General features: G+C 69.4%; 21 protein-coding genes and 3 pseudogenes. 13 read left to right on the forward strand and 11 right to left on the reverse strand.

Annotated features, from left to right (window positions below):
* The first annotated feature begins 2 nt into the window (after positions 1-2).
* Positions 3-128 carry a cellulose binding domain-containing protein gene (locus H1A17_RS19775; protein ID WP_309236818.1) on the forward strand — a complete coding sequence of 42 codons (126 nt, stop codon included), beginning with the start codon at positions 3-5 and terminating at the stop codon, positions 126-128.
* Between the two features lie 221 nt (positions 129-349).
* On the opposite strand, the gene H1A17_RS34575 is transcribed toward H1A17_RS19775, so the two are convergent.
* Both H1A17_RS34575 and H1A17_RS35610 read right to left on the reverse strand, forming a co-directional pair.
* Complete coding sequence (locus tag H1A17_RS34575; RefSeq protein ID WP_228543875.1) at positions 350-556, reverse strand: hypothetical protein; 207 nt, start codon at positions 554-556, stop codon at positions 350-352.
* 47 nt (positions 557-603) lie between these two features.
* Positions 604-858: pseudogene (locus H1A17_RS35610) on the reverse strand (methyltransferase); the annotation flags it as partial.
* A gap of 497 nt (positions 859-1,355) precedes the next feature.
* On the opposite strand from H1A17_RS35610, the gene H1A17_RS35140 reads away from it, so the two are divergent.
* Together H1A17_RS35140 and H1A17_RS19790 are read left to right on the forward strand one after the other, a co-directional pair.
* Positions 1,356-1,577: an AbfB domain-containing protein gene (locus tag H1A17_RS35140; protein WP_309236819.1), complete on the forward strand. Its 222-nt coding sequence runs from the start codon at positions 1,356-1,358 to the stop codon at positions 1,575-1,577.
* A gap of 140 nt (positions 1,578-1,717) precedes the next feature.
* Positions 1,718-2,848, forward strand: coding sequence for an NAD(P)/FAD-dependent oxidoreductase (locus tag H1A17_RS19790; RefSeq protein WP_194822615.1), 1,131 nt, complete (start codon positions 1,718-1,720; stop codon positions 2,846-2,848).
* A gap of 38 nt (positions 2,849-2,886) precedes the next feature.
* On the opposite strand, the gene H1A17_RS19795 is transcribed toward H1A17_RS19790, so the two are convergent.
* Positions 2,887-6,129: a BTAD domain-containing putative transcriptional regulator gene (locus H1A17_RS19795; RefSeq protein ID WP_194822616.1), complete on the reverse strand. Its 3,243-nt coding sequence runs from the start codon at positions 6,127-6,129 to the stop codon at positions 2,887-2,889.
* A gap of 121 nt (positions 6,130-6,250) precedes the next feature.
* On the opposite strand from H1A17_RS19795, the gene H1A17_RS19800 reads away from it, so the two are divergent.
* Both H1A17_RS19800 and H1A17_RS19805 read left to right on the forward strand, forming a co-directional pair.
* The gene (locus H1A17_RS19800) at positions 6,251-6,895 is read left to right on the forward strand and encodes a DUF998 domain-containing protein (RefSeq protein ID WP_211291385.1); all 645 of its coding nucleotides are present in this window, start codon (positions 6,251-6,253) and stop codon (positions 6,893-6,895) included.
* A 112-nt stretch (positions 6,896-7,007) separates the two neighbouring features.
* A complete protein-coding gene (locus tag H1A17_RS19805; protein WP_088642409.1) occupies positions 7,008-7,451 on the forward strand; it encodes an ester cyclase in 444 nt (147 codons plus the stop codon).
* Between the two features lie 57 nt (positions 7,452-7,508).
* On the opposite strand, the gene H1A17_RS19810 is transcribed toward H1A17_RS19805, so the two are convergent.
* Together H1A17_RS19810 and H1A17_RS19815 are read right to left on the reverse strand one after the other, a co-directional pair.
* On the reverse strand, positions 7,509-10,211 hold the full coding sequence (locus H1A17_RS19810) for an AAA family ATPase (protein WP_194822617.1): 2,703 nt from the start codon (positions 10,209-10,211) through the stop codon (positions 7,509-7,511).
* A 157-nt stretch (positions 10,212-10,368) separates the two neighbouring features.
* Positions 10,369-11,010 carry a DJ-1/PfpI family protein gene (locus H1A17_RS19815; protein ID WP_145920633.1) on the reverse strand — a complete coding sequence of 214 codons (642 nt, stop codon included), beginning with the start codon at positions 11,008-11,010 and terminating at the stop codon, positions 10,369-10,371.
* A gap of 292 nt (positions 11,011-11,302) precedes the next feature.
* Here H1A17_RS19815 and H1A17_RS19820 point away from each other — a divergent pair, with 292 nt between their 5' ends.
* A complete protein-coding gene (locus H1A17_RS19820; protein ID WP_088642406.1) occupies positions 11,303-11,662 on the forward strand; it encodes a hypothetical protein in 360 nt (119 codons plus the stop codon).
* A 16-nt stretch (positions 11,663-11,678) separates the two neighbouring features.
* Positions 11,679-12,716 (forward strand): medium chain dehydrogenase/reductase family protein, encoded by a 1,038-nt coding sequence (locus H1A17_RS19825; protein ID WP_194822618.1) that lies wholly within the window; start codon positions 11,679-11,681, stop codon positions 12,714-12,716.
* Here the strand turns inward: H1A17_RS19825 and H1A17_RS19830 are convergent, their stop codons facing one another.
* Together H1A17_RS19830 and H1A17_RS19835 are read right to left on the reverse strand one after the other, a co-directional pair.
* The gene (locus tag H1A17_RS19830; protein ID WP_194822619.1) at positions 12,717-14,219 is read right to left on the reverse strand and encodes a multicopper oxidase family protein; all 1,503 of its coding nucleotides are present in this window, start codon (positions 14,217-14,219) and stop codon (positions 12,717-12,719) included. It lies immediately after the preceding gene.
* Positions 14,220-14,291: 72 nt separating this feature from the next.
* Positions 14,292-14,759 (reverse strand): VOC family protein, encoded by a 468-nt coding sequence (locus H1A17_RS19835; RefSeq protein WP_145920637.1) that lies wholly within the window; start codon positions 14,757-14,759, stop codon positions 14,292-14,294.
* Between the two features lie 100 nt (positions 14,760-14,859).
* Between H1A17_RS19835 and H1A17_RS19840 the strand changes: the two genes are divergently transcribed.
* On the forward strand, positions 14,860-15,660 hold the full coding sequence (locus H1A17_RS19840) for a helix-turn-helix transcriptional regulator (protein ID WP_088642512.1): 801 nt from the start codon (positions 14,860-14,862) through the stop codon (positions 15,658-15,660).
* A gap of 489 nt (positions 15,661-16,149) precedes the next feature.
* Positions 16,150-16,985, forward strand: a pseudogene (locus tag H1A17_RS19845) (IS256 family transposase).
* 97 nt (positions 16,986-17,082) lie between these two features.
* On the opposite strand, the gene H1A17_RS19850 reads toward H1A17_RS19845, so the two are convergent.
* Complete coding sequence (locus H1A17_RS19850) at positions 17,083-17,559, reverse strand: RICIN domain-containing protein (RefSeq protein WP_088642402.1); 477 nt, start codon at positions 17,557-17,559, stop codon at positions 17,083-17,085.
* 312 nt (positions 17,560-17,871) lie between these two features.
* Between H1A17_RS19850 and H1A17_RS19855 the strand changes: the two genes are divergently transcribed.
* Positions 17,872-18,201, forward strand: a complete 330-nt coding sequence (locus H1A17_RS19855; RefSeq protein WP_088642401.1) for a hypothetical protein — start codon at positions 17,872-17,874, stop codon at positions 18,199-18,201.
* 178 nt (positions 18,202-18,379) lie between these two features.
* Here the strand turns inward: H1A17_RS19855 and H1A17_RS19860 are convergent, their stop codons facing one another.
* Positions 18,380-18,721, reverse strand: a complete 342-nt coding sequence (locus H1A17_RS19860) for a transposase (RefSeq protein WP_194822620.1) — start codon at positions 18,719-18,721, stop codon at positions 18,380-18,382.
* Positions 18,722-18,968: 247 nt separating this feature from the next.
* On the opposite strand from H1A17_RS19860, the gene H1A17_RS19865 reads away from it, so the two are divergent.
* Positions 18,969-19,241 (forward strand): transposase, encoded by a 273-nt coding sequence (locus tag H1A17_RS19865; RefSeq protein WP_145920640.1) that lies wholly within the window; start codon positions 18,969-18,971, stop codon positions 19,239-19,241.
* 384 nt (positions 19,242-19,625) lie between these two features.
* Entirely contained in the window at positions 19,626-23,999 is a 4,374-nt protein-coding gene (locus H1A17_RS19870; protein WP_194822621.1) for a glycoside hydrolase family 9 protein, read from the forward strand.
* A gap of 92 nt (positions 24,000-24,091) precedes the next feature.
* Here the strand turns inward: H1A17_RS19870 and H1A17_RS34595 are convergent, their stop codons facing one another.
* Positions 24,092-24,328 carry a hypothetical protein gene (locus tag H1A17_RS34595; RefSeq protein ID WP_228543866.1) on the reverse strand — a complete coding sequence of 79 codons (237 nt, stop codon included), beginning with the start codon at positions 24,326-24,328 and terminating at the stop codon, positions 24,092-24,094.
* 481 nt (positions 24,329-24,809) lie between these two features.
* A pseudogene (locus tag H1A17_RS19885) lies at positions 24,810-25,055 on the reverse strand (hypothetical protein); the annotation flags it as partial.
* A gap of 587 nt (positions 25,056-25,642) precedes the next feature.
* Here H1A17_RS19885 and H1A17_RS19895 point away from each other — a divergent pair.
* A complete protein-coding gene (locus H1A17_RS19895) occupies positions 25,643-26,686 on the forward strand; it encodes a GNAT family N-acetyltransferase (RefSeq protein WP_194822622.1) in 1,044 nt (347 codons plus the stop codon).
* The last annotated feature ends 1 nt before the right edge of the window (position 26,687 follow it).

Genomic DNA, 26,687 nt, shown 5'->3' on the forward strand with positions numbered 1-26,687 from the left:
ACGTGACGGTCGCCAACGTCGCCTACAACGGCACGCTCGCCGCAGGCGCCTCCACCACGTTCGGCTTCACCGCGACGTGGAACGGCACCAACAACCCGCCGGCCAGCATCACCTGCACCACCAGCTAAGCCCCGGGTCGTCGTCTGGGATTGGGCGGCTGGGGGCGAGGTTCGTCCTGCGCGGTCCGCGCGGAGTCTCCGGTGCGTCGACGTGCCCGGCTTTCCGACGACGGACCCCACGGCGCTGCATGCCGTGGGGTCCGTCGGGATGCGGCCGTCCGGGCCGGCCAGGCTGTTCTACCCACCGGGATCGGACGGTGCGGGCCAGGGCCCGGCCATTGCCCGGCCGCTCAGCGTGGCCGGCCTTCGATGATCGACAGCCAGCCCGGCTCCGGTTTGGCGATGACCCGGGTCAGCCGGAGGCCTGCCGCGTCGAACAGGGCGGCGAACTGCGTCCTGGTTCGCTGCCGGCCGGTGAACGAGGCCAGGATGACCAGGTCGATGCTCTTGCCCGGATGGGCGGCGTCACCCTCGGGCAGGACGGTGTCCAGTGCCAACCACCCGGCCGTCCGGGTTCATGGCCCGCCGGCAGTCGCGCAGGAATGCGCACACAGCGGTCGTCGTCCCAGTCGTGCAGGATGTACTGCAACGCGTGGATGTCCCCGCCGGCCGGCACCTCGTCGAAGAAGTTCCCGGGACGGTCGCCCGCGGTGATCGGCGTCCAACGCGGAAAGTTCGTGTCGGCCGAGGCCCGGCACAGCCGCCTGGCCCTGGGCCGGATTTCGCAACTTTGCTTCTGACGGTTCCGAGACGCGGCCGAGTGTGCTGGCCCGAGCAGCTCCAACCCTCGGCGATCCACCGCGGCGCGGCCGGTAGCGTGTAAGGAGCATCCCCAGCGTCCCTGGGGCGATCCAGGTGATCCAGCGATCAGCGGGTGTTGTCCTCCCCGGTCGGCGGTGCCTGGTGGCTGTGGGGCGACTCGTTCTCCCCCGTCAACAACGACATGTACCTCTGGTCCACCAGCAGTGTCAGTGGCAACTCGTCGACGGTGACCAACCAGCGGGACTACACCCCACCGCTGAACAGCAAGCACGGTTCGATCACCGGCATCACCGATGCCGGGTACAGTGCCGCCACCAGCAGCTGGGGTACCCCGAACTGGGCCCGGCTGGAGTCCTCCGACTTCCCCGACTACTACGTTCGGCACTCCAACGGATCGGTCCGCATCGACCCGTACGCCTGTCGACCCCTGCCAGGACCAGATGTGGCGGATGGTCCCCGGCCTCGCGGACTCCGCCGGGGTGTCGTTCGAGTCGGTGAACCGCCCGGGCAACTACCTGCGTCACAAGCGGTTACGTGGCAGGGCTCGCCGCCAACGACTACACCGCCCTCTTACAGGCAGACGCGACCTTCTCCCGCACCGCCGGGCTGGCCGACAGCTCCTGGTCCTCGTTCCGCTCCTACAACTTCCCCGACCGCTACCTGTGCACAGCAACTACGTGCTGCGCATCGACCCCTCAGCGCGAGTTCGCTGGCGACGGACCGCCAGAGCGCCACCTTCCCCGGGTCACGTCCTAGTCGTTCCGCCCGGCGGCCGAGCGGAACGGTCCGGTGACCGCAGGACGGCTGGTGGTGCGCCGTGTCCGCGCCGTGAGAGCCGGACGTCAGCGGCAGTGGCGACTGTTGGCGAGCAGCGATCCGCGCACCGGGAGGGCATCATGAACAACCCAGTCACCATCATCGGCGCCGGGCTCGGCGGTCTCGTCCTGGCCCGAGTCCTGTCCGGGCACGGCATGCCGGTGGAGGTCTACGAAGCCGAGGCCACGGCCGCGGCACGGTCGCAGGGCGGAATGCTCGACATCCATGACTACAACGGGCAACTCGCCATTGAGGCCGCCGGGCTGACCGACGAGTTCCGCCGCATAGTGCTGGCGGGCCGCCAGGCGATGCGGTTCCTCGGCACGGACGGCACGGTGCTGTTCGAGAAGGGCGACGACGGCTCCGGCGGACGCCCCGAGGTACAGCGCGGCGACCTGAGGCGAATCCTGCTCGACTCGCTCCCGACTGGCACGGTCCGCTGGGGGGCGAAGGCCAGGACCGTACGCGGTCTCGGCCACGGTCGTCACGCGGTCACCTTCGCCGACGGCTCGACCATGGAGACGGAACTCCTGGTCGGTGCGGACGGCGCCTGGTCACGGATCCGGCCGCTGCTGTCCGACGCCGTTCCGGAGTACACCGGTGAGTCGTACGTCGAGACCTACCTGTACGACGCCACCACCCGGCACCCGAGGGTGGCGAAAATGGTCGGTGAGGGATCGATGTACGCGCCGTCGGCCACCGAAGGGATCGTCGCCCACCGGGAGAGCGGCGGCACCCTGCACGCCTACATCTCCCTCACCCGCCCGCTGGACTGGTTCGACGACATCGACTTCACCGACCGCGCCACGGCCGCCGCCCGGATCGTTCAGGAGTTCCAGGGCTGGGCCCCCGAACTCACCGCGCTGATCACCGACGCCGACGGCGGACCGGTCCTGCGCCCGTTGCACGCACTGCCGCTCGGCCACCGATGGGATCGCGTCCCGGGAGTCACGCTGCTCGGTGACGCCGCGCACCTGGTCGCCCCGAACGGCGAGGGCGCGAACCTCGCCATGCTGGACGGCGCCGAACTCGGCAAGGCTCTCGCCGCCCGCCCCGGCGACATCGAGGCCGCCATCGCGGAGTACGAACAGGCCATGTTCCCGCGTACCGCCGAGGTCCCGCAGGACGAGGAGCTGATGGCCAGCCTCTTCGGCGGCACGCCACCCGACAGCGTGCTCGCGCTTCTGGCCGAAGAAGGTGAGCGCCCGTGAGCCGGTCCGGCCGGTCCGCGACGGCGTGACGCGCCGCGCTACCGGTCGCTGTCGGTCACGGTGCAGGTGGCAGCCGCCACCTGCACCGTGGTCTGCTGCACGCAGCGACGACCCGCCGCGTACGCCGCGTCGAACCCGTCCTCGTCCAGCGCAGTCTTTCCCCTGCGGGTCAGCTCCCTGACCTGCGGGTCGGTGTGGTCGTGCGCGCCGCGCAGGCGGGCGGCGACACCGAGGAGCGCGGCCGATTCGTGATGTCTTCCCCGCCGGTCGGCAACCGCGGCCATCTGTACTGTCACCTGGGCGAGGACCGGTAGCTCCCGGGTGGCCCGGGCCGCCTCGTGCGCTACCGCCAGCGCCTCGTCGGCGCCGGACAGGTCGCCCAGTTCCAGAAGGAGCGCCGCCCTGGTGCTACTCACCAGCGCACGGGCGTGATCGGCCGGGTAGGCCGGGACGACGGACAGCCCCCGCTCTGCGGCGTCGATCAGGTCACCCGCACGGTCGAGGTCGCCGAGCCGCACCCTCAGGGCCGCCTCGTGTACGTCGATGAGGACCAGCATCTCCGTCGAGGACGCGCGCCGGGCGCGCGCTCGTGCGGCGTCGAGCAGGTCTGCCGCCAGATCGGTGTCACCGCGGCGCAGGTGCAGGTCGATCCAGCGCAGGTCGCTGTGGAACTGGTCGCTGACGCCGAGCGCTCCGAATCGGCCGGTCAGCGTCCGGGCCTCGGTGAGGTCGGACATGGCGCCGTCGACGTCGTCGTACCGCCGCAGGGCCGCACGCATCGGTAGCACGGCAGCCGTGGCCCACTGGTCACCGATGCGCCGGAAGTGGTCCAGCGCCACCTCGACGTGACGGCGCATCCGGTAGAGCGCCCCTTCCTTTTCAGCGATCTCGGCCTGGAACATGTGCGCCAGCCCGGCCGACCACCGGTCGTCGCCGTCGGTGAAACGCGTGAAGGTCGCGAGCGCGGCTGGCTCGTCCTGGAGAAACAGAAGGATCGAACCCAGCAGACGGAAGTGGCCCGGCAGGTGCGGATGGGCGAGCAGCCGACCGGCCAGCTCCCGCACCGTCGCTTGTTCGTCGACCTCATACCGCGCGGAGACACCGGCGGTGATGTCCGCTCGGTTGAGTAGATAGGCGGCACGGGCGCAGTCGCGTGCGACAGTCCATTCGCCATTCGCCACCGCCAGTGCCTGCCCCAGCCAATGGATGCCGTCGGCATGGCGGCCACGCATCTGCCAGTACCAGGTGAGGTCGAGAGCGAGAGCGATCGCACCCGTGGCGTCCCCGGCGACGCACAGATGGTCGAGGGCGGCGAGGATGTTGTCGTATTCTGCGTCGACGATCCCGATCGCGGCCAGTTGGTGGGGTCCACGCAGTCGGGGATCCTGCTCGGCCATCAGCGCGGCGAAGTGGGCCGCGGCCAGGTCACGAGCCCGCCCGAGCGTGCCAGCCTCGGCCAGCCGCTCCCTGCCGTACTCCCTGATTGTTTCCAGCATGCGGTAGCGGCCGGTGGTTGGATCTAGCTGGAGCAACGACCGGTCGACGAGTGTGGCAAGCACGTTCGGGACATCGGCGCTCCCCTCGCAGACCGCGGTGGCGGAGCTGGCCGTGGCGCCGCCGGGCAGGATGGCGACGTGTTCCGCGACGGCCCGTTCGCTGGCGTCGAGCAGATCCCAACTCCACGCGATCACCGCGCGCAGGGTGCGGTGCCGCAGTGGTGCGGTGCGGCTGCCCCTGCCGAGCAGGTGGAACCGGTCGGTCAGCCCCTCCGCGAGGTCGAGCAGCGACAGCGTCCGAAGCCGGGCGGCGGCCAACTCCAATGCGAGAGGCATGCCGTCAAGTCCACGTACGAGGCGCACGACGTTGGACAGCGTCGTCTCGTCGACATCGAAGCCCGGGCGTACGGCGGCAGCGCGAGCGGTGAACAGGCGTACCGACGCGGTCTGTCGGGCCTGCGCGACGTCGGCGTCCGGGCCGGGTAGTTCGAGCGGAGCCAATGGGACGAGCCCCTCGCCGTCGACCGCGAGGGGTTCACGGCTGGTGGCGAGCACCCGCAGGCCGGGACAGCGGGGCAGCAGCGAGGAGACGACGCGCGCCACGGCGTCGATCAGGTGCTCGCAGTTGTCCAGTAGGAGGAGGATCTCCCGGTCGCTGAGTTCGGTGAGGAGGACGTCGGACTCGTCGTCGCCGGTCCGCCCGTGCGGGCCGCCGGTCCGCAGACCGATCGCGGCGAGCAGAGCCGATATGATCTTGGTGGGGTCGGTGACGGATGCGAGGTCGACCAGCCGTACACCGTCGTGGTAGTCGTGACGGTGGCGGCGGCCGGCTTCCAGCGCGAGGCGGGTTTTTCCGGCGCCGCCCGGTCCGACGACGGTGACCAGCCGCCCGGCCGTGAACAGGGCGGAGATCCGGGCAAGGTCGTCGTCGCGGCCGACAAAGCTGGTCAGAGGCACGGGCAGGTCAGCATTCGGCCGCCCGGCCCCGAGGCTCCCGGCCGGGAGCCCGGGCACGACCGGGTCGGCCGTCGAGGCGCCGGGCGCCGGTCGGGGCGGCTCGGGTCGCAGCAGTCGCAGATGACGCTCACGTAGGGCGGTGCCGGGATCGGTGCCCAGCACGTCGGCCAGCGCCTCGCGGACCCGCTCGTAGACGGCGAGGGCCTCTGCCTGTCGCCCCAGACCGGCGAGCGCGTCCATCAGCAGGGCGGCCGCCCGCTCATGTCCCGGCTGCTCCCGTAACAGCACGGACAGCCGGGCAGTCGCGGCTTCGGCCCGTCCGGAGGACAGTTCAGCACCGGCGAGGTCGGCGACCACCTCGATCGAGGTTTGCACCAGGCGGGTCGCGACGGTGGGCGCGACCGCCGCGATGATTGCGGGCTCGACGCCGGGCCGGTCGCCCCACAGCGCCACCGCCTCAGCGAGTGCCGCCTCTCGGCCGGTCGCGGCGAGTTCCTCGAACCGCACGGCGTCGACATCGGATGCCTCCGCTGCCAGCCGGTATCCACCCGCGACCTGTCGGACCACCGTGGGATCCGGGGCGTCCGGGGAGAGCGCGCGGCGTAACCGGGAGGCGAGTCGCTGGAGCGCCTGCGTGGGGTCGGACGGCGGGTCCTCCCCCCAGATCGCGTCGACCAGCACGGCCGGTGTGACCGGCCGGCCGCCAGCGAGCGCCAGCCGGACGAGCAGATTCCGCAGGCGCGTTCCGGGTACGGCCAGGGTGGTGTCACCGCGGGCGACCCGGAAGGCGCCGAGCAGGGTGACCCGTAGCCGTTCGCCTCCGTCCATCCCCCGATCCTCCCGCGTTTCCCCGTCCGGTCCGGCGGCGGGGCGGTGTCCGCGCGGTGTGTGCCGCGTGTCAGCGCCGCGCCGCAGGCTGACGCCACTGATTCATCTACAGGAGGACGTCGTGACCGACATCAGGCAGCGCACCGCGGCCGCAGTGGCACTCATGGCCAGCGGAATCATCTACTTCACCGGCGAGTTCGTCGCCGCTGCGGCGTGGACGGATCCGCCCTACAGCTACACCCACCACTTCATTAGTAATCTCGGAGTCCACGGGCCGCTCACCGCGTTCGGTCAGTACATGTACTCCCCGCTGGCCCTGGTGATGAATACCGGACTCGGGCTGACCGGCCTGGCCGCGCTGGCCGGAGTCGCGATGCTGAAGGGCTTGCCGGGTGGGCGGCGGGCGGCGACGGTCATCTCGGCGGTCGTGCTGGCGGTTGGCATGGTCCTGGTGGGGCTGTTTCCGGGGGACGGCGGCACTGACGGCACCGACTACCACGGGATCGGCGCGATCTTGGCCTTCGTCGCCGGCAACGTGCTCGTCATCCTGCTCGGTCGAGCGTATCGGCTGCTCGGAATGTCGTCCGGGCTGGGCCGTCTGTTGACCATGTCCGGGATGTTCGGCCTGCTCTCGCTCGTGGTCTTCGGGACCATGGTGGCCTCGGGTGCGGGCGTACTCATCGGCCTCTTCGAACGCGGGATCATCTATCCGTTCCTGATCGGCTTCGTCCTTGCGGGAGCGGCACTGCGCAGACGCCGTGCATAGCCGCCGGAGTATTCCGGAGGCGGAACCGCGACATCGGCCGGGTGCCCTGTCGCGTGGGCGCGCGCCCGGTGACGCCCCTGCGCGGTTTGACCACGAGAGACATGGAGATGACATGAGCGACGACATCACCCGCCTGGTCGGTGCCTGGAAGGCGTTGTGGAACGGAGACTTCAGCGACGTCGATGAACTGATCGCACCTGGGGTAAGGGTGCACGCGGCCCTGGCCGACGGCGGCGACGGCAGCGCGATCGACGACGCCGAGGCCATGACGGGTTGGGTGGCACAGCTTCGCGGTCCACTACCCGACCTGGTGTTCGACATCGAGGTCGGTCCGATCGTCCAAGACGACCTGTTGGCCCTGCGTTGGCGTGCCACGGGCACCTACGGCGGAGGCTTCCCCGGCGCCGGGGCACCGGTCGGCACGCCTGTCGACTTCACCGGCGTCGACCTCCTGCGCGTCCACGACGGTCAGATCATCGAGTACTGGCTCAACTCCGACATGCTGCTGCTCCTTACCCAGCTGCGCGTGCAGTCGGTCGAGCCTTCCGCTGTCTGACCGAATTCCCCAGTTGGGCCGGCCGGCGCCGTGCGGCCGCCGGCCGGCCCGGCGATGTCACGCGCCGAGATCGGAGCGGTGCCGGAGTTGCCGCCGAGAGTTGATGCCGAGCTTGCGGAAGATGTTGCGCAGGTGGGTGTCGACGGTGCGCGGGCTGATGAACAGCTGGGCGGCCACCTCGCCGGACGTCGCGCCGGCGGCGACCAGCCGGGCGATGTGCAGCTCCTGAATCGTCAGCTGGTCGTACGTGTGCGGTGACCGTTGGCGTGGCCGTTCCCCGCTGGCGCGCAGCTCGGCGGCGGCGCGTCGGGCGAACGCCTCGAATCCGGCCTCGGACAGCAGGCGGTGTGCCGTGCGCAGGTGCGCTCGGCAGTCCCGCCGGCGGCCCTCGCGTCGCAGCCATTCTCCGTACACGAGATGGGCTCTGGCCCGGTAGGCCGACAACGGGCTCCGTTCGAGGTGCGCGACGGCGGTCCGATACTGCTCCTCGGACCCGGTCACCAACCCTCGGGCGTATGCCGCGATGCCCAGACCGGTGGCGGTCCCGCTGGCGTCGGCGCGTTCCACGAGCGATTCCAGCGCCGAGCTGGCGGCCTCGGAGTCACCGCAGCGGACCGCCGCTTCGACCAGTTCGGGCAGGGAGAAACTGGCGAGGAAGAGGGTGCCGTCCGCGACGGCCCGCCGAGCGGCCGCCAGCGCGGCCGGATAGTCGGCGAGGCCGTTGAACAGCACCGCCGACGCCCAGTCGATGTTGCCGGTCAGGAGACCACTGCCGCTGGTGGTCGCCGCGACCGTGGCCTTCTCGAACAGCGCGAGCGCTTCGGCGCGGCGACCACGCAGGGCCGCCAGATGGATCCGGTGGTAGGGCATCGGCGGCCCGCCGATCGCGTCGGCGATGGCCTCTTCCTCGGCGATCGAGGCCATCGCCAGGCCAGGGTCGGCGGTGAGCGCGCCGTACGACCCCGCCTGCGCGAGCCCAAGACGCAGCAGCAGCGGCGAACCGGACTCGCGGCCGGTCCGCACCAGCCACTCGACGATCGCCGCATACCGATGGGGATCCCAGATCTCTGCCGCGAGCATGAGGGCGAGCGCGGGGTGCTCGATCCAGCCGGGCCTGCCGGAACCGTGGCGGCCGTCGAGAACCTGCCGGATCAGCGGGATCGCGCTGCGGTGGCCCGCCGAGTTCAGCAGGCCCAGCGCATCCAGCACGTCCGGCGGACGCGACGCGGTCGCCGGCACCGACCGCACGGCGGCCAGCACCAGATCGAGCACGCCGCTGGCCCGGCCGACGAGCAGACTCGTCTCGATCGCGTCCAGGAAGCACCTGCGGGCCCGTTCCGGATCCAACCCGGCCAACCGCCTTCCCGCGTGGATCATGAACTCTGGGCCGCTCTCGTCCCGGTGGCTCTGGAAGGCGACCTGTCCCCGCAGCAGGTCGGCGTGGGCGAGCTGGAACTCGTCGAGCCCGGTGTGCTCGACGGCTCTGACCAGGATGGCGGCTCGGTCGGGACGGCCCGCGACGAGGGCGGCCTGCGCCGCCGCGAACGTTCGTTCGAGCCGGCCGGCGGGGTCCAGGGAAAGCTCGGCCGCCCGTTCCAGGAAGGCTGCTGCGGCCACCACGCCCCCGCGCGACCGGGCACGGGTGGCCGATCGGACGAGTTCCGCGGCGACGTCGTCGTCGGGGCCGACGGTGGCCTGGGCTCGGTGCCAGGCCCGCCGGTCCGGGTCGGTGCCGGCGTTGGTCGCCTCGGCCAGTGCCCGGTGGGCCCGCTGTCGTTCCCGCGCCGACGCGGCCCGGTAGACCGCGGACCGGGCCAGCGGGTGGCAGAAGCGAATGTCGGCGGCGAACTCGACAAGGCCGGTCGCGGCCACGCCGGCGCTGGCGGCCGGCACGTCGATGCCCAGCAGCTGCGCGGCCGGCCACACCAGGGTGGCATCGCCCGTGGGGTCGGCGCTCGCCGCGGTCAGCAGGAGACGGGCGTCGTCCGGCAGTGCCGACAGCCGGTCCCGGAAGCTGCGCTCGATGCGGGTCGGTACCGGGGAGGTGTCCGGGGGCCCGAAGCCGCCCGCCTCGGGCAGTTCGAGCAATGCCAACGGGTTACCCCGGGCCTCGGCGAGCAGTCGGCTGAGCACCTGCTCGTCGAGGACGAGGTGCCGTCGGCCCGCGAGCACCGTCCGCGCCTCGGCGTCGGTCAACCCGGTGAGGTCGAGGCCGGGCAGTTCGTGCAGCTCGTCCGAGGCGGGCGACCGCAGCGCGAACACCATGGCGATCGGCTCGTTGGCCACCCGCCGGCCGACGAACGTCAACGCCCTCGCCGACGCCGCGTCCAACCAGTGGGCGTCGTCAACCACGCACAGCAGCGGGCGTACCCGGGCTGCGGCGGCGAGCAGACCCAGCGTCGCCACGCCGATGTGGAAGAGGTCGGGCGTGCCCTTCGCCAGTCCGAACGCGATCCGGAGCGCGTCGGCGTGCCGGGGGGGCAGGTCCGCGAGGTGACCCAGCACCGGCACGCACAGTTGATGCAGCGCGCTGTAGGGCAGTTCCCGCTCGAACTCCGCCCCGGCCACGTGGATCACACGTACGCCGGACGCCGCGTCGCGGGCGTGTGCCAGCAGCGTGCTCTTGCCGATGCCGGCCTCGCCGCGCACCACCAGCGCCCCGCCCCGCCCCGCTTGCGCCTCCCCGGTCAGCTCGTGGAGAACCTTGAGCTCGACCGACCTGCCGACCAGTGAGCCCCGGGAGCCAGCCGCGGATCGCACGCCGGCCAGGCTACCCCCTGTCCGGTCCGAAGGTAGCAGCCGAGAAGTCACGCTGTTCGCCTCCTGCAGTGCGCCAGACGGTTGCCGCTTCCCGCTGATGTGAGACCGAGTCAGCGGCCGGGTGACCGACCGCTGACGATCGAGCGGACGACGCGGGTCAGGAGGCCCAGACGGTGCCCCGAGGCTCGTACTCCAGGATGCGCGTCACCAGATCGGCGGCATCCGCGCCGAACTCACGACGAACGAGGTGCAGTCCCAGATCGAGTCCGGAGGTGACGCCGCCGCAGGTGACCAGGTCACCGTCGTCGACCACGCGGGCCTCGGTGACGAGGCCGCCGAACGCCGCGAGTTTGTCCTTGACCATCTGATGCGTGATGCAGCGCCGACCACGAGTCAGACCCGCCGCGCCGAGCAGCAGCGCTCCGGTGCAGACCGAGGCGACGACCAGGCCGGGGCGCGGTGCCGCGGCGAGTGTCCGCGGTAGGTCACCCTTCGCGATCTCCAGTTCGACACCGGGCCGGGTCGGGCCGGTCAAGCCGCTGCCCGGCACGATCAGAAGATCCGCGTCCCACGGCGACCAACCCGTGCCGACCTCGACCCGGGTGCCGCCACCGGCGGTGATCGTCCGCGGGACGTCGGCGGTGACGTAGTCGATGGTCAGCGGCGCACGGGCGGCACTGCGGGCGATGCTGAAGACCTCGTACGGCCCGACGAAGTCCTGCTCCTCGATGCCGTCGTACAGGAGAACCTGCACGCGCAGCGGGCCGGTCGCCGCGTCGGGCCGGTGGTGAGCTGTCATGCCCCGTTAGTCGTCCCGATCGAGGCTCGGGTTCCGGCTCGATCATCTGTCGTCGACATGCCGCCTGGGCTGGGCGAGCCACCCGACGTCACCCGGAGCGTCCGCGACGACCGCAACGGTTACGCAATTCCCACCGACGCGACGCCGCTCTCCGATGACCGATGGTCTCCGTGTCCACGCGCACGAAGTGATTGAGCAGACAGGAAATCTCATGGCAGTCCGCACCCATGTCGTCGCGGAAGCACCAGTCGCGGCACCGACACGCTGGCAGGATCGGACCGGCCGGACCCTGATGGCGATCACGGCAGCCGCCACCCTGGTGCCGTTCGTCGAGGGCGTCTCCCGCCTCGGGGGTCTCCCCGACGACCTGATCCTGACCGAGTACTGGCGAACCTGTGCCTACATCGTCTTCGCCGGGATGTGGGCCATGCTGGCGGTCGCGCCCCGCAAGCAGCGCGGCATGTGGGAACTCCTGCTCTTCCACAAGCTCGCGGTCACCGTCCAGGCCGCATTCATCCTCGACGTCCCGCACGCGCTGCGGACCCTGTTCGCCGACGGGTTCGTCTCGGCGACCACCATCGCCGCCTACGTGCTGTGCCGTGGCTGGCACACCTGGCGCCGCGGGGCGCTGGGCCCCGACGACAACCGCTGACCGGAGGAACACCGTCATGACCAACCCCGTCACCACGACCACGACCGAGATAGTCCTACCGGGCGTGGTCGATCCGAGCGGGCTGCAGGTATGCGCCCGCGAACTGCCCGCGCCGGTTGCGGGACAGGTCGTCCTGCGGATGGAGGCGACCGGTGTGTCGTTCGCCGAGCAGCAGATGCGCCGGGGCAAGTACTACGACCAACCGCCGTTCCCCTTCGTACCCGGATATGACCTGGTCGGCACCGTCACGGCCGTCGGACCCGGCGGGGACACCGACCTGGTCGGACGCCGGTTCGCCGCCGTCACCAAGATCGGCGCGTGGGCCACCCATGTGCTGGTCGAGGCCGCCGACCTGGTTCCGGTGCCGGACGGGGTGTCCCCCGCCGCCGCCGAGACCGTGGTCGTCAACGGCATCACCGCCTGGCAGATGCTGCACCGGCTGGCCAAGGTCCGCTCCGGGAACGTCGTCGTCGTGCTCGGGGCGAACGGCGGGGTCGGCTCCACGCTCGTCCAGCTGGCCCGGCACGCCGGCGTCCGCGTCATCGGCACCGCCTCGCCGCGCCACCACGACGCGGTACGCGCGCTGGGCGCCACCCCTGTCGACTACCGCGAGCCCGGCATGTACCACCGGGTCAGGGCGTTGGCCCCGGACGGTGTGGACGCGGTGTTCGACCACGTGGGCGGCCCCGGTGTGGAACGGTCCTGGCAGTTGCTGCGCAGGGGCGGCACGCTGGTGTCCTACGGCACGGCGGCGACGAAGGACGAGGCGGGCAACTCGCGTCTGCCCGTGCTGAAGCTCTTCGCGCAGCTGAAGCTCTGGCACACCCTGCCGAACCACCGAAGCGCCTACTTCTACAACTTCTGGGCGGGCCACCGTAATCTGGCGGCTTTCCGGCGCAACCTGTCCGAGGACCTGACCCAGGTGTTCCGTCTACTCACCGACGGTGTGCTGGACCCGCAGATCGCCGCGGAGATCCCCCTGGCCGAGGCCGCGTCGGCGCTGACGCTCGCCGAGTCCCGCACCGTCGCCGGCAAAATCATCCTGGTGCCCTGATCACGGATGCCGGTGATGGCCCGGTGGGACACCGACCTGCTCGCCCTCGCCCAGGACGACGAACTGACCCATCATCCCGTCGTCCTCGTGGGCGAGCAGGTGGCAGTGGTACATGTACGGCGTGTTCGGATCGGTGTGGTCCCGAAAGCGCAGCGCCAACCGGTAGCGCTTCCCCTGGACCAGCAGGACGGTGTCCTTCCAGCCGCGCAACGGTGGTTCCGGCATACCGCCGTCGACCGTCAGCACCTGGAACTGCACGTCGTGGATATGGAAGTTGTGCAGATACCCGTTGTCGTTTGTCACCTCCCACACCTCCACGGTGCCCTCCTGGACACCGAAGTCGATCCGGTCCATGGCCATCGAGCGCCCGTTGATCCGATTCGACGCGAGCACGAAGGAGCGTTCCTGGGCGACCGCGCGGCCGGCGAGGTCCGGTGCGGCGCCGAGCACGGCGGGCACGGCGGCGTGGCCGGACAGCGAACCCACGGCCCGGAACTGGCAGATGTCGAAGCGGTCGTCGAAGCCGTCGAGCCGTCCCAGCACCCCGCCGTGCGCCGCCGGGTAGGAACGCAGCTCCACCCGCTCCCCCGGCTCGAAGGCCACCACGATCTCCGCGCGTTCCCCCGGCGAGAGGTAGAGCCGGTCGGTCTCCCACGGCGCGGCGAGCAGACCACCGTCCGTGGCGACGAGCGAGAAGCGCCGATCGTCGGAGAACCCGAAGTGGTACAGGCGCGCGTTGGAGCCGTTCAGCATCCGCAGCCGCACGAGCCGGGTCGTGACGTCGAAGTACGGCCCGATCGTGCCGTTGACGAGGATCTCGTCGCCGATCACACCCAGCGAGCCCGCCAGCGGTTCCCGCTGCACGAACTGCTGTTCCTCGTCGAACGCACGGTCCTGCACGATCATCGGGACGTCGTCGACGCCGTACTCCGACGGCAGGTTCAGCGCCTCGACCCGCTCGTCGTCGACGAGGAACAGCCCGGCCACGCCCCGGTACATGTGGTCGGCGGTCGCGCCGTGTACGTGCGGGTGGTACCAGAGCGTCGCGGCGGCCTGGTCGATCGTCCACTGCGGCGCCCAGGTGTCTCCGGCCCCAATCGTCTGGTGCGGGCCGCCGTCCATCACCGCCGGCAGGTGCATGCCGTGCCAGTGCAGCGACGTCGCCTCGTCCAGACCGTTGTGCACCGCGAACTCGACCCGCTCGCCGCGCCGAGCCCGGATCGTCGGGCCCAGGTACGTGCCGTTCACACCCCAGGTGCGGGTGGCCTTCCCGTCCTTGAACCGGGACTCACCCGGCTGGATGCCGAGCGTGAAGACACGGGCGCCCGAGGCGCCACTCGTCGACCGGGCCAGGGCAGGAATCGACAACGCCGTGTCGAAGGCGAGCTTCCCCACGGTGTCCCGCTTCACGCTCAGGTAGTAGGCGCCGAAGCCACCGCCACCCAGGGCGACCGCGCCCCCCACTCCCCACCCGAATGCCTTCAGCACCGTACGACGTCTCATGGCACAACCGTTTCGCAGCCGGCGATTCCATCGCGTCGGCGACAACTGCGTAGCCATGAGATCAGCCCCGCGCTACGAGAGCAGCTGGAACAGCTCCAGTTGAATTCCATCGGGGTCGCGGAGGTAGAGGATCTTCGTCCCCGCCAACGCCCCCGCTTCGACACCGTCGCCGTCCTCGAGCACGACCGGATCGGCGTTGACATGCACGCCCCGCTCCACCAAGTCCCGGTGCGCCGTGTCGAGGTCGTCGACCTCGAAACACAGGTGCATCACCCCGACGTCACAGTTGCGTCCGGTGAAGGGCTTCGGCTGCGGGCTGTCGTACTGGATGAGTTCCAGGAGGACGTTGTCGCCGGCCAGCGCGAACGATGCCCGCATCGACGCGTTTTCGACCTCGACGACCGCACCGATCGCCGGGTTCGTGGCGGAGATCGTCACGCCGCTCGGCGCGATGCCGAGGACGTCCTCGTACCACCTCAACGATCGGGCCAGATCGCTGACCGGCACGCCAATATGGTTCATCCTCGTCACTCTGCTCATGAACCCATCCTGGCGAGCGAGCCACGGTGGTGGAAGGCACGGATCTTCCGCGTACCGCTGATACCACCCAATCCCCTGACCGTTGGCGGATCATGTGTTCATGAATGACCTCGGCGCTACGCTGCGGGCCTGGCGGGAGCGTACGGACCCGGATGCGGTCGGTCTCCCGAACGCATCCCGTCGCCGCGTCGCCGGGCTTCGACGTGGCGAGCTGGCGACGCTGGCCGGCATCTCCTCCGAATACGTGGCACGCCTCGAACAGGGCCGGGCCGGCACGCCGTCGGCGCAGGTATGCGCCGCCCTGGCCCGCGCATTACGACTCTCCGACGACGAGGAGGCGCACCTGATGCGCCTTGCCGGCTTCGCCGCGGCCCCGGACCGGATACCCTGCCGGATCCCCGGCAGCATGCGCCGCGTCATCGACCACCTGGGCGACGTCCCGGCGGCCGTCTACGACGCCGCGTGGCGACTTCTGCACTGGAACCGGCTGTTCGCGGCCGTCTTCGGCGATCCCGCGCACTGCTCCGCCGACGATCGCAACGCGCTGATCGTCCAGTTCGAATCCCGAAATACCCGCGTCCGCCAGACCGACACCGAGCGCGCCTACTTCGAACAGTCGCTGGTGGCCGACCTGCGCGCCACCAGCGCCCGCTACCCGAATGAACCCGACGTGGCGGCGCTGATCACGCGCATGGCGGGCAACGACCGGTTCCGCCGACTCTGGGCCCTCGGCACGGTGGCCCTGCACGAGAGCGCACACAAGACCGCCCTACATCCGGACGTGGGCCCAATCCCGCTGGACTCCAACGTCCTGACTACTCGGAACACCGACCTTCGCCTCGTCGTCCTCACACCCCGGCCCGACACCACAGCCCGCGAGAAGCTGGACCGACTGGGTTGACGAGGGCCGGTTCCGCGGCAAGTCGGGCTAGAGCCAGCGCATGCGGGGTGATGTTCCCCGGGTTTCACGGAGCCGCGGCTGCCCCCGGCCTTTCGGTCGCCACGGGCGATGTCTGGTTTGTCGCCGCGTGCTCACCGAGTTCGGTAAGCGGCCTCAGGTGGCCCATCGCGCCCGTGCACGGCAGCGGATCCTTGAGCATCGATGGTCGTTGTTCTCGTCATAATGGGTGCTGCGACCATCACCAAGCGGCGTTCGACGGGTCCGTCCCGGTCGGCCAGCGGCCTACCTACCTGTTGACGGTCCCTCCGAGTTCGCCGATGGCGATGCGTCTTATGGTCACGGTGCGAAGACGGTGCCGACTGAGGTCGGGCCGGTGCGGATTCACGTTCCTCGGGACCGGGCGGGATCGTTCACGCTGCGGATCATGCCACGCATGCCCGCCGTCTGGAGGGGTTCAACGAGGCGATCCTGTCCCTGTACGCCAAAGGACTGACGACCGGGGAGATTTCCGCGCATCTGGCGGATGCGTATGACGCCGAGGTGTCCCGGGAGTTGATCAGCCGGGTCACCGACGGCATCCCGGCCGACATGGAAACCTGGCGGCAACGGCCCCTGGACCGGATCTATCCGGTGGTGTTCATCGACGCACTGGTGATGAAGATCCGGCAGGGGCAGGTCGCGAACCGGCCCGTCTACGTGGCGGTCGGGATCAGCCTCGACGGGGAACGCGACGTCCTCGGCATGTGGGCCGGCACCGGCGGTGAGGGCGCCAAGCAGTGGGCCGGCTACCTCACCGAACTGCGCAACCGGGGTGTGGACGACGTGTTCATGGTCTGCTCCGACGGGCTCAAGGGCATGACCGACGCGATCGAGCAGGTCTGGCCCCTCGCGGTGCACCAGCAGTGCGTCGTGCATCTCGTGCGGGCCAGCCTGCGTTACCCGAATCGCAAGGAGTGGCAGAAGATCACTCCCGCGCTGCGGGAGATCTACACCGCCCCACCGTCGCGGCCGTCGAGGCCCGGTTCGAGGCCTTCGCCGCCGAGTTCGGTGACCAGTACCCGGCCGTGATCCGGCTGTGGCGGACCTCGTGGCCGCAGTTCGTGCCGTTCCTCGACTACGACCACGAGGTCCGCAAGGTCCTCTACACCACCAACATCATCGAGTCCCTGAACGCACGGTTCCGGCAGGCCGCCCGCCGACGCGGGCACTTCCCCACCGAGCAGGCCGCGATGAAAGTCCTCTACCTCGTCGTCCAACAGAAACACCGAGGCGGCAGCAGCATCACCGGCCGGGTCTACGGTTGGCCAAAGCCCTCAACGCCCTGATCCTCGCCTACAGCGACCGGATCAACATCCAACAACCTCGATCACACCCAGCGGTCAAGCACGGAAAACGCCATGCTCCCCGGGGCAGGCCCGGAGATCATGCGCCGAGTCGGGTCCACCACTGGTGTTGTCCCCAATTGGACTGCCCGGTGTAGACCGCGCCGTCGAAGTTGCTGTCCAGGATCAGGCCCGTCGCCCGGTTGCCCCAGAGGTATGAAGAGATCTGGTGATCATTGCCGATCATGTCCCATGTCTGGTAGTTGCCTCCGTTGCACGGCAAGGCGTACACAGCGCCGTTGAGATTGCTGTCCAGGCACCAGCCGGAGGCCCGGTTCACGAAGGTGTACCCCCCGTTCACCACGTTGAGGATCCAGTGCTGATTGTGGACGTTCGGATAGCAGGGAAGCGTGTAGACCGAGTTGCCAGAGCTGTCTAGGCATCGCTTCGTGGCGTAGTTCCTGAGGGCCGTGGTGTCGGCGGCCAGTGCCGGCTGGGCGGCGACCACGAGACCGGACGCCACCAAGCCGATGGTCATGGTGACGCGGATCAGGCTGCGGGTGAGCAGGTTCTTCACAGTACCTCCGATGCGAGTGCTTGACGTGAAGGTACGTTGGCGCCGTTCGGCTCCGCGTCGGTGACAACTACGTACGTGGTGCAACGGAAAGTTAGGTGAACAAGCCCTCTCACCACGACCTCTATCGTCGGCAGAGTGCGAGGAAATTGCCTTGTTTACCGTGCTCACGATCGCCGCGTCCGTTCTGGTCGGGCTCTTCCCCGCCGCCCGGGCGCTCGCCGTGCTGCAGGATGGCCAGGCGACCGGGCAATGGAATGTGCAGGGGCAGAGCCAGGGTGGCAAGGTCCACCGGAGTTCCGTCGGCAGACCATCGTGCAGGGAATCCTTGATGACCCGACGGTCCAGGTCCTGGCGTTGCAGGAGGTGGGTAGCGATCCGCCACCGACGGCTCAGCCGACTGGGCGGATCCTCTACGGCGTGGTCGAGTACTGCTGGAACTGCGGCACCGGGACCCGCCCGAACAACGTCTTCGTCTACTGGACCGATGTCCAACAGCAGCGCTACGGCCTCGCGATCGTCACCCGGGAATCGGTGGTCGACGCACGGCGGTTGACGGCACGGCCGTTTCAACATCATCTGGTGATGCCGAGGATGGTGAATGGCCTGGTCATGTTGCGGTTGGCCCACTGGTGGCTTCGGTGATGTCGGTGCAGTCGTTGAGGCGTAGGGCATTGATGGCGAGGTTGCGGAGCGAGGCGAGTACGCAGGGGCCGGAACGGGTGCGGACGCGGGAGTGGTCCTCGCGGTAGCAGGTGTCTCTGACGAAGCGGAGGGTTTCGATGGTCCATTGGCTGGGGTTGAACGCGGCGATCTGGGCCGGTCACGCGGTTTCGGCGGGGTGGCTGGTGACGCTCAGTTGCGCGGCGGCGGGCTGTTTGCCGTTGGTGGTGACGTAGCGTTCCACCAGCCAGACCTGGTGGACGTTGGGGAACGGTAGGTCGGGCGGGGCGGGTAGGACTCGCATGGTGCGGCGGGTGGTCCGGCCGTGTCCGGTGTCGGTGTTCTCGTGGCCGATCGGGGTGTCGGCCCAGGGCAGCGCGCCGAGGGCGTGGAACAGGGCTTGCCGGTTTTCCTTGACCGGGAGCACGAGGTTGCCACCCTGCTGGTGGATGAGGTCGGCGGTGGCCTTGACGGTGTGCAGGGCGTCGGCGGTCACGGTCACGTCGCGCAGATCGAGGGTTTCCAGCAGGGCGCGGGCGGTTTCTGGTTCTCGGGTTTCGCGCCGTCGGTGGGCGTTTGGGCGGTGACGACGGCGGTCGGGTCGGGGCAGGGTTAGCCGGTCAGGGCGGACAGCAGGTGCGGTTGTTCGCCGTCGAACCCGGACGGCGCCGCGCACGGTATTACCGTCCAGGCGTACCTGTGCCGGTGCGTCGCGGCTGCCGCAGGCCTGCTCGCCGGCCTACGACCGGATGATTGGTCTGGACTTGTTCGACGTCAGCGCCGACGGCGCGATCACCAAGGCCCCGTGTGGCGGTGACCGGGCCGGTCGGTCTCCTGTCGACCGCGGCAAGGACGGCATGAAACGCTGCACCGGCGTCGACGGTTACGGCATCCCGCTCGGCCTCGTCGGCGCTCCGGCCAACCGGCACGACGCACCGTTGCTGCGCGGCACCTTCGAGGAGTGCAGCCGCCAACTGCGCCACCAATGGCCGCAGTGGGTCACCGCCCATCTGGACCGCTGATACGACAGCCGTGGCACCCGAGAGCTGCTCGACGAGATCGGCTTCGACGCCGAGATCGCCCGCAAAGGCCTGCCCGTACCGATCCAGGTCGGCAAGCGGTGAGTGGTCGAGCGGACGAACTCGTCGATGAACGCGTTCGGCAAGATCCGCTGGTGCACCCACCGCGACGCCACAGTCACCGACTTCTACCGGTAACTGGCCGCCGCCGTCGTCACCGTCCGTCACTCATCCACCGGGCACGAACCCTCTACCTCGGGGACACCCGGCCCACCACCCGCCGACTCAAGTGACACCTACTGCCGGTCCCTCTAAGTAATTCCTACCGATGCGATGTCGAGCCCCGCTACCGCATGGTCTCTGTGTCCGAGGTCTGGAGGATCTGACGTGGGCTCTGCACGCAAACGGTTGGCCACGATCATCGCGGCGACGACGGCAGCGACGCTGTTGTCCGCAGCCGAACCGATGACACCGGCGGTGGCGGCCCCGCAGGACCGGGTCACCGCGTCCTGGAACATGCAGGGCCAGAGCGACGGGACCGGGGGGCCTCCGGAGTCGCGGTGGCTGACCGGTGTGCAGCAGATGCTCAACCAGGAAGGGGTGCAGATCGCTGCACTCCAGGAGGCGGGCAGCACACCGCCCGACCGAGCGGTGTGGACCGATCGTCGGTTCGCCGATCCCGGCGTCACCGAGCATCTGTACAACATCGGTTCGGAAAGCCGCCCGGACCTGGTGCAGATCTACTGGGCCGACCCCGGTCAGCAACGCAACGGCCTGGCCATCGTCACCCGGGAGACGGTAAGCGACGCCGTGATCCTGCCGGTGGGCGGACGGTTCAACTCGCGGCCGATGATGGGCGTCCAGATCGGCACCGACTGGTATTTCACCGCCCACGCGCTGTCCAACGGTGAGAACAGCGCCAACGACGCCGCCGACATCATCGAGACGGCGCGGCAGTTCATGGCTCGCCGCCCCACCGGCGAATGGATGGTGCTCGCCGACTTCAACCAGAACCCGGCACGGATGCCGGCCGCGCTACAGAACCACATCGTCGCGGCGAACCAGCCCACCCACCAGGGTGGCCATGAGCTGGACTTCGCCTATGCCAGCAACGAAAACAACAACACCATCAACGCCGAGGTTCGCGGCGGAAACTCCGACCACGCGTACGTCCGTTACGTAGTGAACGCCGGCTGCGGCTCCGGCGGGGGCCTCGCACCCCGGACGACCGCCGACCGGGACTGCTACGCCCCGGTCCCCGGCGACACGTACCGCTTCTTCGCCCGTCACATGGAGAACGCGGTGATCGCGTTGAAGACGAACGACGGCGTCGACATCGGACCGCACGTCAGGACGCCGCGCGGCAGCCTCGACGAGGCCATTCAGGTGCGCTTCAGCACGATTGGAGGCCAGTACCAGCTCGCCTGGCCGCAGGCCGACCCGGCGACCGAGCGGTGCCTGACCTGGGAGACGAACTCCCGGAGCACCGGCAGCACCCTCTGCTCCGAGCAGGCGGAGGTTTCGCGGTGGCAGTTCAAGGACGGGCAGATCTTCACGCCCGGGCTCAGCGGCACCCTGCAGCCCTCCGCCGAGGCTCTCGGATCGCGGCTGATGGTCGCGCAGTCCTTCTACCAGTGGCGACCGGAGCCCCGCAACGGCATCGGCCCGCGCTGGGACCCGATCGGGGAGTTCCGGGACGCCACCCCTGCCGGCTCGGAGACCCACTTCCCCGACCTCGACGGCGACGGCGACGCCGACCACGTCATCGTTCAGCCCGACGGTCGGATACCCGCGTGGCGCAACAACGGCCCCCGATCCACCTGGACCGCCCTCGGTGACATCAGCCCGCCGGACCGGGGTCTGCCCACTACGGTGCACTTCGGCGACCTCGACGGCGACGACCGGGACGACTACATCCGCGTGCTGGCCGCTGACGAGTCGCCAAACGGGATCCGGGTCATACAGGTGTCCCGCAACGAGTCCGACGCCGCGCAGAAACGATGGGGAGCACCCACCATCGTGGCCAACAACCTGCTCTACGAGAACCCGCGCTTCGTCGACATCGACGGCGACGGCGACGACGACCTGATCAACTCGGATCGGCTGAGCAACGCCAGCCTCTGGGAGAACCGGTCCCCGGGCCGGATGCCGGTGCCGGGAGACTGGCACTCGGTCAGCGGCTTCGCGACCCCCGCCGACAGCTATTACCAGACCTCGTTCGCGGATGTCACCGGTGACCGCCGGGCCGACGTGCTGCGCGTCGACTACCCCAGCGGCAAAGTGCTGGCCTGGGAGAACACCGGCGCACCGTGGAGCGCGACGACCGGCTGGCGGTCGCTGGGCCCGATCCGTGACGATGGCCCGTTCGCCGGCACCACCGGCCTGTTCGTCGACCTCGACGCCGACCTGATCAGCGACTTCGTCCTGGTCAACGCCGTCTCGGGTGGTCTCGGCGGTTGGCTGCTGCCCCGCTACGGCAGCGCTGATCCCGGCCCGGGACAGCCCGGCCAGAGCGGCGGGCAGGACCTGCCGGCCGGAACGCTGCCGGCGTACGGGGGTGGGCCACCGCGACCGCAGCTCGACGGCCGGCTGTTGCAGAACAGCACGTTCACCGGCACGGACAAGCCGTGGTGGACCAACGCGGGGATGACGCCGAAACTGGAGGGCGGGACCTTCTGCGTGACCGCGCCCGCGTCCACCAACCCGTGGGACGTCCTGGTGGGCCATAACAGCATCTACCTGCCCGGCGGCACCACGTACACGCTGCGGTTCCGCGCCCGCACCAACACGGCGGCGAACCCGCTGATCTACCTCGCGCCCTTCGACAACCCAACGAACGTCACGTACCTGAACAAAGGCTTCAACACCGGCACCGCCTGGAAGGAGTACGAGTACAGCATCATCACGACCTACCCGGAGCCATACCGGTTGGCCCAGCTCCAGTTCCGCCTCGGCAAGTCCACCGCGCCGTACGAGTTCTGCATGGACGACGTGACGCTCACCGGCGTCGAGTACGCGTACCGGGCCGACGCCGGGCCGGACATCAAGGTGAACCAACACGGCTATCTACCCAACGGGCCCAAACGGGCGACGTTGCTGTACGGCGCGTCCCAGGCGGTGCCGTGGACGCTGCGCCGGGCCGGCGGCGGCGCGACGGTGGCGACCGGCCTCACCACCCCGACCGGCTTCGACGCGTCGGCCAGCGCCATCACCCACGTCATCGACTTCAGCCACGTCACGACCACCGGCCGGTTCGAGTTGGTGTACGACGGCTGGGTCGACCGGCCCAGTCACGCGTTCGACATCCGCGCGGACCTGTATGACCGGCTGCGCACCGACGCGACACGGTTCTTCTACACCAACCGCAGTGGGATCGCGATCGACGGGGGCATCGCCGGGGCCGCGTACGCCCGCCCGGCCGGGCACGTCGCCGACTCACCGAACGGTGGCGACACCCAGGTGCCCTGCCAGAAGCCGAAGTCGTTCCTGAACAACTGGACCTGCTCCTACCGGCTGGACGTCACCGGCGGCTGGTACGACGCCGGTGACCACGGCAAGTACGTCGTCAACGGTGGCATCGCCACGTACCAGCTCCTGTCGACGTGGGAACGCAACCGGCCGGCGGCGCTCGGCGACGGCACCCTGGCCGTGCCCGAACGCGGCAACGGGGTTCCGGACATCCTCGACGAGGCCCGCTGGAACCTCGACTTCATGCTGAAGATGCAGGTGCCCGACGGTCTCCCGCTGGCCGGCATGGTCCACCACAAGGTGCACGACGAGACCTGGACCGGGCCGCCGATGCTGCCGCACCAGGACAAGAAGCCCCGGGAACTGCACCGGCCATCGACCGCGGCCACCCTGAACCTGGCCGCCGTCGCCGCCCAGGCAGCGAGGATCTACCAGCCGTACGACGCCGGCTTCGCCGCCCGGCTGCGCGCGGCGGCCGAACGCGCGTACGCTGCGGCCCGGGCCAACCCGGCGCTCTTCGCACCGTACGAGGACCGCAGCGGCGGCGGTCCCTACAACGACGGGGACATCTCCGACGAGTTCTACTGGGCCGCCGCCGAGCTGTACCTGACCACCAGGGACACCACCTACCTCACCGCCGTCCGGGTCAGCCGGTTCCACACCGCCGGTACGGCGTTCAGCCAGAACGGCTTCTACTGGGGATCGGTGGCCGCGCTGGCCCAACTCGACCTGGCGCGGTTCGGCACCGAGCTGAATGACCGTGAGCAGATCACAGGGTGGGTGGTCGCCGCCGCGGACCGGTTGATCTCCTTCCAGAAGGCCGAGCGCTTCGGGCAGACCTACACCCCCACCACCGGACGCTACGACTGGGGCTCGAACGCCTCCATGCTGAACAACCAGGTCGTTCTCGCCACCGCCTACGACCTCACCGGCAACGCCAGGTACGCCGACGCCGTCTTCGAGGGCCTCGACTACCTGCTGGGCCGCAACGCCCTCGGGCAGTCGTACATCACCGGCTACGGCAGCAACGACGCGAAGAACCAGCACAGCCGGTGGTACGCGAAATCGTTCGACGCCCGACTGCCGAACCCGCCCGTCGGGTCGGTCGCCGGTGGGCCCAACTCCAGCCTCCAAGACCCGCTCTCGGCGAGTTGGCTATCCGGGTGCGCCCCACAGCTCTGCTACGTCGACAATCTCGAAGCCTGGTCGGTCAACGAGATCACCATCAACTGGAACTCCGCACTGACCTGGGTGGCCGCGTTCGCGGCCGATGTGGCTGGCCGTCGAGGATGACGGGACTGTCAAACGAACGGCCCGATCCTTGCTGAGCCGAGGGTGACACGGCGACGACAGCCGCTGCGGCCGGTCCGCGGACGCTGTCCGGCCTACAAGAAGCGCTCAGGGTCGAAGCTATCGAGGTCGATAATGCGAACCCGGGGATGGACGTTGGTAAAGCAGCCCGCATCCTCCTCGTTGTCGAATACCTGCAGATCTGGCACGCAGCCGTGCTGCTCGTGCTGCATGGCCTGCGCCGGCGCGCTGTGGGGACCCGCCGAAAAACTTCTGCTGTACGACTTCAGCCGACCCGGCGAACTGCCCAGCGCGGTACGCCTCAATGCCACCTTCCGCAGCCTCGGACAGCTCTGCGGACCGGTGGTGGGCTCGGTACTGCTGCTGCTCGGGCCCAGCACCGGCATCCTGCTCAACGTCACGTTCTACCTGCCGCTCACCCTCTGCCTCAGGTCGTTCTTCGTCGGCGCATCCCTGCAGTCGACGATGCCGGCGTTCGCCGAGGATCTCGACGACGGTCACAGCGGCACCGCCTACGGTGTGCTGCTGCTCGCCACCGTGGCCGGGGGGCGGTGCTCGGTGTGCTACCCCCGCCACGCCATGGTTAGACATGTGCCGACCATTCGTGGGGTAGTCGCACCGCCGAACCTGCTGGTTGCCGCCGATCGGCCCAAAACACCGGTCGGGCCGATCGCAATCAGATGCGCCCACCGCCGATTCCTCGACACCCCCGGAGCGACGACGCCGGCCAGCACATCGAGCGGAACGTCGCCGGCCAGCGTCAAGCGGTACTCGGTCGCCATGGATAGCCCTTCAGTCTCGTCGCAGGATCTGGATTATCGCCCCGCCGCGCGTCACCGCCACCAGTTCCTTCAACCCTGCGCTCGGCCAGCCGTCGAACTGCTTCTGCAACGCCGCGAGATCGCCGCGCCAGTCGTGGAGGTTGACCACCACTCGCTGGGTCTGCCCGCTGGCGATCTTGTCGTCAACCCCGCTCCACACGCCTCGCACGCTCTTCGCCGGCGTCGGGGAGTAGCAGTCGAAGACATGCCCCTGCAGCCAGGACCGTGATGGCTTCGTGCAGGTTGTCGTCACCGGCAGACAGGCTGATCTTTCTGTCGGCGACAAGTTGGCGCATCCGGGTACCGTCCAACAGCCAGCGCAGGACCAGCACGGACTGCTGGAAACAGCTCAGCGCGCGCCGCTTGTTGCGGGTGCACGGCGCTGCCGTTCGGCGTGCACCAGCTTCGACAGGTAGAACACGGTCCGGTCGCGTACCGGCAGGGTGGCGGTGTAGGTGATACTCATGGTCGGCGCGGGGCTCCGTGAAGTTGATCCGTGAGAAGACCACTTCGTATCGGAGTTCCGCGTCCTTGCCCACCTTGATCACGCCCATCGGGGCGATTCCCGTACGTCACCTATCATCCCGGACAGTACTCCCGGGGACCGAAGGCTTACCCGGAGCGGCTCACTGGGAGCGTATCGGAGAGTTACCTGAAGAACGTCCGTCATGTCCTATGGGCCGACCTATCCCCCTGTGCTCGAAGTGCCACGATGCGCCCCAGTCGACGAACTCGATCGGAGTATGCGATTCGGCGGTTTGAGCGTTGAGGTGTCGGCTGCCCGCCGTCCGATAGCTTGATGGTGTGGTTGAGTTCGAGGTTCGTGAGCGGGTCGAGGCGGACGAGGCGGCGTTGGCGGCTCTCAGTGAGCAGGTCGCCGACGGGGGCCGGGTCGCCTTCACCATCCGCGACCACGTGCCCGCCGCTGATGTACGGCGGGCCCGGCATCCGGACAGCGTCGGAGTGATCGCAGAGGCTGACGGGCGGCTCGTGGGGTCCGGGTGGGTGCGGTTCGATCGGGCGCGGATCGGCGGGCAGGTGGTGCAGGTAGGGTTTTTGCACGGGCTGGCCGTACACCCGGACTACCGGCGGCAAGGGGTGGCTCGGGCGATGACCGATTTCCGGTTACGGCGCGTCGAGGCGCGCGGTCCGGGGGTGGTCGCCGTGGCTACCATCCAGCGGGGCAACGCTGGGTCGATGGCGAACGCGGCGTGGTGGGCGTCGCGAGTCACCGGGGACCTGCGGGTCACGCCGGTGCCGATGCGGCGGACCCGGCCAGGGGGCGGGGGTGGTTGGACCGTCCGGGCGGCGGTGCGCGATGACCTCGACACGATCGTGGCGGAGCTTGAACGGCGCTACCGGGACTTCGGGGTGGCGCCGGTGACGGGCCGTGAGGAGTTGACCGCCTGGTTGGAGACTGCGGTCGGTGACATCACCGAGGTAAACTCCTACGTGGTAGTGACGGACCGTCAGGGCCGGCTGCTGGCCGGGCTCGGCGTGATCGACGAGGCACGGCTTTCGGAGATGCGGATACGCGCCATGCCGTACGCCATGCGGTTGGCCGGTCGTGCGCTCGGCGTTGTCGGTGCCGGTGGGATCATGCGGAATCTGTCGGTGACGTGGGCCTGGCATCGTCCGGACTCGGTGGCTGCTGGGCGGTTCCTCTGGCAGACCGTCCGCTGGCGGATGCGGGGTCGAGGCACCGCACTGGTCACTACCGTGGACGTCCGCGATCCGATCCGCGCGATGATCTCGGCACCGGGTTGGCTGCCGTCGACGAGCATCGCATTGGTGATCCGGTCGAGTAGTCCGTGGGACGACGCCCGGCTGCTGGCGGTGCCGTCCTGAG

The sequence above is a fragment of the Micromonospora sp. S-DT3-3-22 genome (genome assembly GCF_015354745.1).
Taxonomy (GTDB): Bacteria; Actinomycetota; Actinomycetes; order Mycobacteriales; family Micromonosporaceae; genus Micromonospora; species Micromonospora wenchangensis.

Excerpts from the sequence above, each read along its gene's own strand:
- H1A17_RS19830 (WP_194822619.1), bottom strand. The coding sequence starts at position 14,219 with ATGAGACGTCGTACGGTGCTGAAGGCATTCGGGTGGGGAGTGGGGGGC.
- H1A17_RS19835 (WP_145920637.1), bottom strand. The coding sequence starts at position 14,759 with ATGAGCAGAGTGACGAGGATGAACCATATTGGCGTGCCGGTCAGCGAT.
- H1A17_RS19825 (WP_194822618.1), top strand. The coding sequence starts at position 11,679 with ATGACCAACCCCGTCACCACGACCACGACCGAGATAGTCCTACCGGGC.
- H1A17_RS19820 (WP_088642406.1), top strand. The coding sequence starts at position 11,303 with ATGGCGATCACGGCAGCCGCCACCCTGGTGCCGTTCGTCGAGGGCGTC.
- H1A17_RS19805 (WP_088642409.1), top strand. The coding sequence starts at position 7,008 with ATGAGCGACGACATCACCCGCCTGGTCGGTGCCTGGAAGGCGTTGTGG.
- H1A17_RS19795 (WP_194822616.1), bottom strand. The coding sequence starts at position 6,129 with ATGGACGGAGGCGAACGGCTACGGGTCACCCTGCTCGGCGCCTTCCGG.
- H1A17_RS19840 (WP_088642512.1), top strand. The coding sequence starts at position 14,860 with ATGAATGACCTCGGCGCTACGCTGCGGGCCTGGCGGGAGCGTACGGAC.
- H1A17_RS19790 (WP_194822615.1), top strand. The coding sequence starts at position 1,718 with ATGAACAACCCAGTCACCATCATCGGCGCCGGGCTCGGCGGTCTCGTC.
- H1A17_RS19865 (WP_145920640.1), top strand. The coding sequence starts at position 18,969 with ATGATTGGTCTGGACTTGTTCGACGTCAGCGCCGACGGCGCGATCACC.
- H1A17_RS19815 (WP_145920633.1), bottom strand. The coding sequence starts at position 11,010 with ATGACAGCTCACCACCGGCCCGACGCGGCGACCGGCCCGCTGCGCGTG.